This is a genomic window from Baaleninema sp., assembly GCF_049974805.1.
Lineage (GTDB): Bacteria > Cyanobacteriota > Cyanobacteriia > Cyanobacteriales > Geitlerinemataceae > Baaleninema.
Window position 1 is genome coordinate 1 of the sequence record NZ_JBNGCO010000156.1, and the last position, 8,324, is coordinate 8,324.

Here is an 8,324-nt window from a genome sequence, read left to right on the forward strand (position 1 = left end):
TCAGATCGTGAGGTCTGGGAATCCCCGCGCCTTTAGGCCGGGGAGGATGTCAAGATGAAGTGTTGCCTCACCCTTCGGAACCCCTCGGAATCCATGTCGCTACAGCTTGCGTCTCAGTCAGTGTCTCAAGGAACCTCTACACCTCGCCTCGGGGCGTCTCTCGAGGAGTTAACGGCTTGGGTGCAAGAGCAAGGACAACCGGCCTATCGCGGCAAACAGCTTTATCAGTGGTTGTATGGCCAAGGGGCGCGATCGCTCTCTGATATTACCGTTTTTCCCAAGAAATGGCGGGAAAACGCTGAAGCGGTTGATTTCGGTCGATCGACCGTTCACCATCGATCGATCGCCCCAGACGGAACCATTAAATACCTGCTGAAACTGTCCGACGGAAACATTGTCGAAACGGTGGGAATGCCCACCCAGAAGCGGTTGACGGTCTGCGTCTCCTCCCAAGTGGGCTGTCCCATGGCCTGCGATTTCTGCGCCACGGGGAAAGGAGGTTTTCTTCGCAACCTGGAAACTCACGAAATCGTCGATCAGGTGTTGACGGTGCAAGAAGAGTTCGATCGCCGCGTCAGCAACGTGGTATTCATGGGGATGGGCGAACCGCTGCTCAATATCGATAACGTCTTAGCCGCACTGCGGTGTCTCAACGAAGACGTGGGAATCGGACAGCGATCGATGACCGTCTCCACGGTGGGAATTCCCGGCCACGTTCGCCGTCTCGCTCAACACAAGCTACAAGCCACCCTCGCCGTCAGCCTTCACGCCTCGAATCAAGCCCTTCGCGAACAACTGATCCCCAGTGCGCGTCAGTACCCCCTCGAGGATTTGTTCGCTGAATGTCGCGACTATGTGAAACTGACGGGACGACGGCTGACGTTTGAATATTTGCTGTTGGCGGAGTTAAATGATCGCCCCGAACATGCTGAAGAACTAGCGCAACACCTGCGGGGCTTCCAAAGTCACGTCAACCTCATCCCCTACAACCCCATTTCGGAAGTGGATTACCAACGGCCCGACCGCCGACGGATCGATCGCTTCGTCCGCGCCTTAGAAGAACGCCACATCGCCGTTAGCGTCCGCTATTCCAAAGGTTTAGACGTAGACGCCGCCTGCGGACAGTTACGAGCCAGCCAAAACAGTCAAGCCTGAAGAGGAAAGCCTCAAATAGGTTAGATACAAGAACGGCGGCGTTTGTGCAACGCCGCCGTTATCCTGTGGCTAGGCTGTTCTGACAGATCGGGAACAGCCAAAGGGGGGGTCAGTTACATCCCCGGTAAGTAGAGTCCGGGGGAATAGGCTTCAATGACGCGCCCCGTTTCCGAACAAGACACCATCAGATAGTCGCAGTGAGGACACTGAGTCCGCACGAGGTTACTGCTGTGGAGATATCGGCGTTCGCCAATGTTTCCACAATTCGGGCAGCGCACGGTTTGAGGGGCGGACATCGGAGTCATCTTAAAACCTTGAGTCGGAGAAGCGAGCTGAGCCATTGTTAAAAAAAGATTAAAAATCGGAGCTTGGTCTTGGACTTGGTGTTGGTTTTCTGCGATATATTTTGTTACAAACCAACTCGGGATTGGCAATGGTGAGTTGTGCGTTGTGAACTGTCTTCAATCGTATTATGTCATGAAATATGAAAGGCGTCAATTCGATGTTATTTCCGTTTAACTCCCATATGACGCGATCCCCGCTATCTATTTATGTCAATTTTAGAACGGCGATCTCAGAAACGACGTAAAACTTTATAGATCGTTTTTTTTACAGTTAGAGTCATAAATATACAAAGTTTTAATAAGTAAACGTCAAATCTAACAAGTATTTTATCTGCGATCGAGATCGCAGTTTAATAACCTTCGATGCGCTATGGAGATGGGGAGATGGGGAGATGGGGGGGATTCGATCTCATCACCTCTCCCTCGAGTTGCCGAAATTCTAAATTTTGTGTAAAGAATTGTGTAACTGTAAAAAATTATACAGAAATGCGATATATTAGTTAGTGCGAGTTAAAAAACCAATAGACAACCCCCCGATTACTCAGGAGGACGATAATATGTCTCTTACCGATCGAAGCCGCGCTTTAATGAGCCGCCATCACCAAAACATCCGCAACCGCCAGCAATCGCTGCTGAGTCGCGCTGCTGCTGAAGTGGGAATGCCCGGTGAAACATCCGAACATTGGACGCACATTCAAGGAAAACCGTCTTACAACAACGCGATTTCTTACGATCGCAGCAATGCAGCGATGAGCTAAACTTGCCGCCTGAAAGGATGGAGCCAATTAAACCACCTTCAAAAGCGAATAACGGCCTTCGCGTCAGGAATCGTCCCTGGCGCGGTCTTTTTTTTGGGGAGGTTCGCTTGGGACACGACTTCTGTAACTGTGTCTCTGAGGTGATGGCATTGGCGAGAAGGTTGTGTTAGGACAAAGGTTTGACGGAATATCTGGAAATTTATGAGTTTGTCCGATCGATATTTGTTGGTTTCCCACGGTAGCCGCGATCGCCGTCCCGGTGAAGAACTGCAACGACTGGCTTGGCTGGTATCGGAAAAGATACCAGAGGCGGAGGTGGGAACGGCGGTGTTGGAATGTCACCCCCAACCGCTTCACCGACAACTGCTCGATTTTCTCGATCGATCGCCTTTCTCTGGCGGCGTTGTCTATGTCGTTCCCCTGTTTCTGTTGGCGGGGGTTCACGTCAAAGACGATATTCCTGAAGAAATTGCGTTGGCGCGTCGTCAGCTTGGCGGAAACGGATCGATCGAACTGTTACCCCATATTGGCAGTTCTCCCGACATGCGATCGCTGTTATACCGTCGTATGGCAACGTGGGAAGCAGTCGAAGCCTGGGTTCTGATGTCTCACGGAAGCCGCAGACCTGGTGGAAACGAGGGAGTCAACGGGATGGCGCGTCAGTTACAGCAGCGTCTCGAAATGTCGGTTAGCCCCGCCTATTGGTCGGTTTCGCCAGATTTGGCAACGCAAATCGCGCGACTGTCCGAAACGGGAGTTCGATCGATCGGCATTTTTCCCTATTTTCTGTTTTCCGGCGGCTTGACGGACGCCATCGCCGAGAACGTCGAACAGCTTCGCGATCGCTTTGACGAAATGCAACTGTTTCTCACGCCGCCTATCGGTACGACGCCGGACTTAGCCGAATTGGTGTTGCAACAGATCTTGCTTCCCTCGCGCTTTTGACGGATCTGGAAGTGTTTTCGTCTCATACTGACTGTTCCGAGGGAAAATCGATCGTGTCGCCGAGTTCCCGTTCGAGAATTTTCAATTCTGACAAGGCGCGATCGAGGGAGGCGCGACGTTGGTACGGTTGCAGTTCCGGATATCCCGCTAACTGTTCCAAACAGGCTCGAACGGTGGATAACGCCACCTGAGAGCGATCGACCCCAGTACCCGATGACTGCAAAGTGGGTGTAACGGGTTGCATAGAGGTTTGGGCGGTCAGTTGGCGGATGGTGCGTTGTAGCGTTTCCACGACGCTGTACATTTCCAGCGGGTCGAAAATCCGTAACAAGCTGGTTTGCGTGACGATTCCGAGTTGATATCCCCAATCCCAAGACACTACCATTCGCCGCACGTGCCGTTTCTGCATTTCTTGATGCGCCGTCCACAGGGAATCCTCCGGTTTGAGGAGAAACAGAGGTGAACTCATCACCCTTTCGGCGGCCGTTTGACTCACGTTGAGTTCCAACGATTGGAATTGTACGATGTCTCGTTCGGTGACGATACCGATGGGAAGGCGGCGATTGTCGATCTCCCCTGTGGTGATGACAACGCAGCTAACCCGAGCGTTTTCCATCAGTTGCGCCACCTCCATCAGTGGCAGGTCTGAAGTCCCAGAGACGACGGGAGAAGTCATCACTTCCGACACTCGCCGCAGTTTGAGGAGGTTACTCGGACGGATGACGCGGCGAATGCTGTTGGGGGTGACGATTCCCACCCAGCGATCGCGATCGTCCACGATGGCGAGATGGCGAATGCGGTAGCGGCGAAATAGAAATAACGCCGCGAAAATATCTTGTAAATCTGTTTCGGATAAGGTGATGACGGGACAAGTCATCACGTCGGCGATGGTTTTTCCCGATAAGGATACCCCGGTGGCCGTCAACCGTACTAAATCTCGTTCCGTGAAAATACCGAGAATGCGGCGATCGTCGTCGGACACGAGAGCGCAACTCTGACGGTTGGGAATCGACCGGGACGAAGGAACCCCGTCTGTGGCGAACCTACAGTGGTTTTCTCCCACTCGACTCATCGACGCAATGACATCGAGAACGGCTGCGTTTGGCGCAACCACTAAGGGAGATCGATCGATTGCCTCGTCCAGTGCGGGGACGTTGTTAGAGATATCTTCAAACGGCATTTTCGGGGGACGCGCCTCGGGGTTCGCAACAGGAGTTCGAGGTTATTGTAGCCACTCTGAGGGATGTTACGCCAAAAGCGTAGAAATCCTTAATAGTATTTACCTTCACAATATTTTGGTGTATAATAGATCCATGTTATCGGCAACAAAAATTTAACTCAGTAATATTACGGTCTGCTCGCTCTAGAAGTCCCTCGTTCAGAGGGTACTGTCTAGAGATGAGTTGCGGCTGTTCTCGAGTGGGTCTCTCGCAGGTTGCAACATCGCCCTGTGAGGGGGGTCAGCTCAAGCCAAAGGCTGAGGCGGAGGAACGGAAAAGTCACTCGAGAGTCTCGGCGTCCGTCCGTAAAGGCGATCGAGAACGCGCTTAACGGAAATGCGCCGCCATTGCTGGCCGCGTTTGGTGCGATAGCCGTTATCGTTAAGCCAGTCAGCGATTTGCTGAAGTGACTTACCGGATTTATGGTGGCGTCGGATGGCATCGATGGTTTCTTGTTCGATCGGGTCTGCCACGAGTTCGCCGTTTTCCGTTTTCTGGCCGAACGGCGGCGAACCGTATCCAGCATATCCGCCCCGCGCAGCTTTGGCTCGACGACCTCGTTCTAATCGTTGCCAAATTTCGCCTTTATCAACCGTCATAATTCTCGTCAATCGAACGACTTTTAGTAAACGTATGTTAGCGCAAACCCTTTCTACGACTCCTTCGCTGTCTGTGGTTCTGACGAGTACGCCGTTTCTTGAAGAAAGCGATCTCGATCGTTTGTTCAGTAGCGATCGACCGCTTTTAATCTACTGTACGGCGCAATGGTGCGGTCCCTGTATAGCGTTCGAGCCGTATATCGATCGATTGGCACAAGAGTACTCAGGACGAGTCCGGGTCGTCAAACTCGACACCGATAGCCAACCGGAACTCGTGAAGCGATTGCAAGTTCGCAGCATTCCCTCGGTGATGGTCTTTTCAGAAGGCCAACGGGTTGAGAGTTTAGTCGGACTGACGTCCTACCCCAAACTCTGCGATCTCGTCGATCGCGCCGTCCGTCAAGAAGCCAAGGCGGGGTGAGGGGATGAGGGGATGAGGGGATGAGGGGATGAGGGGATGAGGGGAAATCTCTCTCCCTTCTTCCCCTCTCCTCAATCTCCCAAACAGATACCCAGTCCTCGCGCCGTTTTAACCAGCGTATCGTTGGGGTCGACGGCGCAATAGGTCTTGATAGCTTCTTCGATGGGAACGGTGAGGACTTCGCGGTGTTGCCAGGTTACCATTCGATCGAACTCGCCTCGGGCGATCGCTTCTACCGCAGCCACGCCAAAAGAGGATGCTAACAAGCGATCGAGCGGTGAAGAGGTTCCGCCACGCTGAATGTGTCCCAACACCGTGACGCGGGTTTCTGCCCCCGTGCAGTCGCCGATTTTCTCAGCGAGATACTGACCGATTCCGCCTAAACGATGTTGGTCGAACTGTTGCAGTTTAGTGATATGTTCGCCAGATTCGGTACAAACCGCTTCAGAAACGATGACGATCGAGTAGTGTTGTCCCCGCTTCTGACGACCTTTAATGGTGTTGCAGATATTTTCGAGTTGGTAGGGAATTTCGGGAATTAAAATGACGTGAGCGCCTCCGGCAATTCCGGCGTTGAGGGCGATGTGGCCGGCGTCTCGTCCCATGACTTCCAACACCATGACCCGGTTGTGACTGGCGGCGGTAAAGTGCAGGCGATCGAGGGCTTCTGTGGCGATGTTGACGGCGGTATCGAAGCCGATCGATCGCTCGGTGATGCCGACGTCGTTATCGATGGTTTTGGGAATACCCACAAAAGGAATATTGCCCTGTTTGGCGATGCGGTGGAGAATTGCCAAACTTCCGTCCCCGCCGATGCCGATGAGGGCGTCGAGTCCCAGTTGATGATATCCGTAAATGATGTCTTGGGAGCGATCGCAAACTGTGCCGTCGGGCATGGGAAAAGCGAAGGGATCGCCTTTGTTGGTGGTACCGAGGATCGTTCCCCCCATTGCCAGGGTGCGGTCTACGTCGTCCACGGTCAGAGGCGTCGCGTTGGGGGGACGTTCCATCAAGCCTTGAGTGGCTTGGGAAATTCCCCAAACTTCCCAATCGTAAGTTCGGGCGCAGCGCACGACCGCGCGAATGGCGGCGTTGAGTCCGGCACAGTCGCCGCCACTGGTGAGAATTCCGATCCGTTTGCGTTGTCCCACGGTGCAGTCTCGATCGAACCTAGAACGATACGAGTATGCAGTAGAACGGGCCGGTTCGCCAGAAAACTTTCAAGAAACTTCAGGATCGCTGGCGCGATCGTTTTCTGACGAAGCGATTAAACGCTGTTAGCGCAGGGTTTCTAGCGCAGGGTTTCCAACGCCGATCGCACGAGGTCTTCGGTGACGCGATCGGTCACGGTGACTTTACCGATTGCTGTGGGTAAGACGAAGCGAACTTTGCCGTCTTTGACTTTTTTATCGGTTTGTAATTTGGCGACGATGGCATCGAAGTCCACCCCTTGGGGAATTTGCGTCGGAAGTCCGGCTTTTTGAACCAAAGCCAACTGTCGATCGTCGCAACTGCGGTCTAACAAGTCCATCGTAACGGCGAGGCGACTGGCGGCCACCATCCCGATTCCGACTGCTTCTCCATGTAACAGTTCCGTGTATCCCGTCAAACTCTCGACGGCGTGACCGATGGTATGGCCGTAGTTGAGAATCGCCCGCAGTCCCGCTTCTTTTTCGTCTTGACTGACCACTTCAGCTTTCGCTTGACACGATCGCACTAAAATCTCTCGTAACAGTTCCGGGGATAAATGTTCGATGCGATCGAGCGTCTCGGCAGCTTCCAACTGTCCGAACAGTTCCCCATCCCAAATCACGCCGTATTTAATGACTTCTGCCATTCCCGCGCGAAATTCCCGTTCCGGAAGGGTTTTCAACACCGTCGGGTCGATTAACACCAGTCGCGGTTGATAAAACGCCCCGATGAGGTTTTTCCCTTGGGGATGGTTGACCCCCGTTTTACCGCCGATGGAGGCGTCCACCATCGCCAGTAACGAGGTGGGAACTTGCACGAAGTGAATCCCCCGCAGCCAAGTGGCCGCTGCAAATCCGGTCATGTCTCCGACGACGCCGCCACCAAGTGCCACCATTGTCGAAGAACGTTCGAGTTTCGCCTCCAACGCGGCGTCGTACAGTCCTCGAATCGAGTCGAGGGTTTTGTATTCCTCGCCGTCGGGGAACAGGTAGTGAGACACCTGAAATCCTGCATCTTTCAAGGATTCGATCGCCCGTTTTCCGTAGTGACCGAATACGGTCGGGTTGGACACCACCATCGCCTTTTTCCCCAGGTGAAGGGATTTCATCCAACTTCCGAGGCGATCGATTCCGTCGGACGCGATCGCGATTTCGTAAGGGTTTTGCGGCAAGTTCACAGGAATAACGGACTGCGTCATGGTTTAATGAAGTTCGATTCAGTATTGAGATAATAAAGGAGATAGCCAAATGTCTGGTGTTCTGGCGTATCTGTTAATGCTCGGCGGCGCGTTCGGTCTGGCCGTGGTTCTGCTGCTTGGATTGCGGGCTGTTAAGTTAATCTAGACGCTCGATGTCGTCGCACTTCTCGGACGCGATCGAACACTGCGATCGCGTCTGTCTTTTGCCCGGCACATCCTTCGGTCTATTTTCCATTTTCGATAATCGCTGTACGGGTGGGTTGGGATATTATACGGAATCCAAATCTCAAACAGCCGTTTTTCTCAACTCGGCGTCCCCCTAACTATCCCCCCAACCATCCCCCCCGGGGATAGGGTGAGGAATTTTGGCAACTTCTCTTATCGGAATCGCATTCAATTCATTTTTATTAAAATAATTTTTATTAAATAATATAGACAAAAATAGTTTTTTGTGATATATGGATTTATACCAATTTTCAATAACGCTGCCATT

The 8,324-nt window shown here is 52.8% G+C and carries 11 protein-coding genes; 6 read left to right on the forward strand and 5 right to left on the reverse strand.

Annotated features, from left to right (window positions below):
* The first annotated feature begins 93 nt into the window (after positions 1 to 93).
* Positions 94 to 1,155 (forward strand): 23S rRNA (adenine(2503)-C(2))-methyltransferase RlmN, encoded by a 1,062-nt coding sequence (rlmN, locus tag ACP5D4_RS19915; protein ID WP_428013358.1) that lies wholly within the window; start codon positions 94 to 96, stop codon positions 1,153 to 1,155.
* 113 nt (positions 1,156 to 1,268) lie between these two features.
* On the opposite strand, the gene ACP5D4_RS19920 is transcribed toward rlmN, so the two are convergent.
* Positions 1,269 to 1,460 (reverse strand): replication restart DNA helicase PriA, encoded by a 192-nt coding sequence (locus ACP5D4_RS19920; RefSeq protein ID WP_428013359.1) that lies wholly within the window; start codon positions 1,458 to 1,460, stop codon positions 1,269 to 1,271.
* Positions 1,461 to 2,056: 596 nt separating this feature from the next.
* On the opposite strand from ACP5D4_RS19920, the gene ACP5D4_RS19925 reads away from it, so the two are divergent.
* Both ACP5D4_RS19925 and ACP5D4_RS19930 read left to right on the forward strand, forming a co-directional pair.
* Positions 2,057 to 2,257 (forward strand): hypothetical protein, encoded by a 201-nt coding sequence (locus ACP5D4_RS19925; protein ID WP_428013360.1) that lies wholly within the window; start codon positions 2,057 to 2,059, stop codon positions 2,255 to 2,257.
* A 201-nt stretch (positions 2,258 to 2,458) separates the two neighbouring features.
* Complete coding sequence (locus tag ACP5D4_RS19930; protein WP_428013361.1) at positions 2,459 to 3,202, forward strand: sirohydrochlorin chelatase; 744 nt, start codon at positions 2,459 to 2,461, stop codon at positions 3,200 to 3,202.
* Positions 3,203 to 3,224: 22 nt separating this feature from the next.
* Here ACP5D4_RS19930 and ACP5D4_RS19935 read toward each other — a convergent pair whose 3' ends face one another.
* Complete coding sequence (locus tag ACP5D4_RS19935) at positions 3,225 to 4,382, reverse strand: CBS domain-containing protein (RefSeq protein ID WP_428013362.1); 1,158 nt, start codon at positions 4,380 to 4,382, stop codon at positions 3,225 to 3,227.
* A 285-nt stretch (positions 4,383 to 4,667) separates the two neighbouring features.
* Positions 4,668 to 5,021, reverse strand: a complete 354-nt coding sequence (locus ACP5D4_RS19940; protein WP_428013363.1) for a recombinase family protein — start codon at positions 5,019 to 5,021, stop codon at positions 4,668 to 4,670.
* Positions 5,022 to 5,055: 34 nt separating this feature from the next.
* Between ACP5D4_RS19940 and ACP5D4_RS19945 the strand changes: the two genes are divergently transcribed.
* Positions 5,056 to 5,442 (forward strand): thioredoxin family protein, encoded by a 387-nt coding sequence (locus ACP5D4_RS19945; RefSeq protein ID WP_428013364.1) that lies wholly within the window; start codon positions 5,056 to 5,058, stop codon positions 5,440 to 5,442.
* Between the two features lie 71 nt (positions 5,443 to 5,513).
* Here ACP5D4_RS19945 and ACP5D4_RS19950 read toward each other — a convergent pair whose 3' ends face one another.
* Positions 5,514 to 6,593, reverse strand: coding sequence for an ATP-dependent 6-phosphofructokinase (locus ACP5D4_RS19950; RefSeq protein ID WP_428013365.1), 1,080 nt, complete (start codon positions 6,591 to 6,593; stop codon positions 5,514 to 5,516).
* Position 6,594: 1 nt separating this feature from the next.
* On the opposite strand from ACP5D4_RS19950, the gene ACP5D4_RS19955 reads away from it, so the two are divergent.
* Positions 6,595 to 6,723: a hypothetical protein gene (locus ACP5D4_RS19955; protein WP_428013366.1), complete on the forward strand. Its 129-nt coding sequence runs from the start codon at positions 6,595 to 6,597 to the stop codon at positions 6,721 to 6,723.
* A 10-nt stretch (positions 6,724 to 6,733) separates the two neighbouring features.
* Here the strand turns inward: ACP5D4_RS19955 and aroB are convergent, their stop codons facing one another.
* Entirely contained in the window at positions 6,734 to 7,831 is a 1,098-nt protein-coding gene (aroB, locus tag ACP5D4_RS19960; RefSeq protein ID WP_428013367.1) for a 3-dehydroquinate synthase, read from the reverse strand.
* A gap of 49 nt (positions 7,832 to 7,880) precedes the next feature.
* Here aroB and petL point away from each other — a divergent pair, with 49 nt between their 5' ends.
* Positions 7,881 to 7,976, forward strand: coding sequence for a cytochrome b6-f complex subunit PetL (gene petL / locus ACP5D4_RS19965; RefSeq protein WP_428013368.1), 96 nt, complete (start codon positions 7,881 to 7,883; stop codon positions 7,974 to 7,976).
* Positions 7,977 to 8,324 lie beyond the last annotated feature (348 nt).

Excerpts from the sequence above, each read along its gene's own strand:
- rlmN (WP_428013358.1), top strand. The coding sequence starts at position 94 with ATGTCGCTACAGCTTGCGTCTCAGTCAGTGTCTCAAGGAACCTCTACA.
- ACP5D4_RS19920 (WP_428013359.1), bottom strand. The coding sequence starts at position 1,460 with ATGACTCCGATGTCCGCCCCTCAAACCGTGCGCTGCCCGAATTGTGGA.
- ACP5D4_RS19925 (WP_428013360.1), top strand. The coding sequence starts at position 2,057 with ATGTCTCTTACCGATCGAAGCCGCGCTTTAATGAGCCGCCATCACCAA.
- ACP5D4_RS19930 (WP_428013361.1), top strand. The coding sequence starts at position 2,459 with ATGAGTTTGTCCGATCGATATTTGTTGGTTTCCCACGGTAGCCGCGAT.
- ACP5D4_RS19935 (WP_428013362.1), bottom strand. The coding sequence starts at position 4,382 with ATGCCGTTTGAAGATATCTCTAACAACGTCCCCGCACTGGACGAGGCA.
- ACP5D4_RS19940 (WP_428013363.1), bottom strand. The coding sequence starts at position 5,021 with ATGACGGTTGATAAAGGCGAAATTTGGCAACGATTAGAACGAGGTCGT.
- ACP5D4_RS19945 (WP_428013364.1), top strand. The coding sequence starts at position 5,056 with ATGTTAGCGCAAACCCTTTCTACGACTCCTTCGCTGTCTGTGGTTCTG.
- aroB (WP_428013367.1), bottom strand. The coding sequence starts at position 7,831 with ATGACGCAGTCCGTTATTCCTGTGAACTTGCCGCAAAACCCTTACGAA.
- petL (WP_428013368.1), top strand. The coding sequence starts at position 7,881 with ATGTCTGGTGTTCTGGCGTATCTGTTAATGCTCGGCGGCGCGTTCGGT.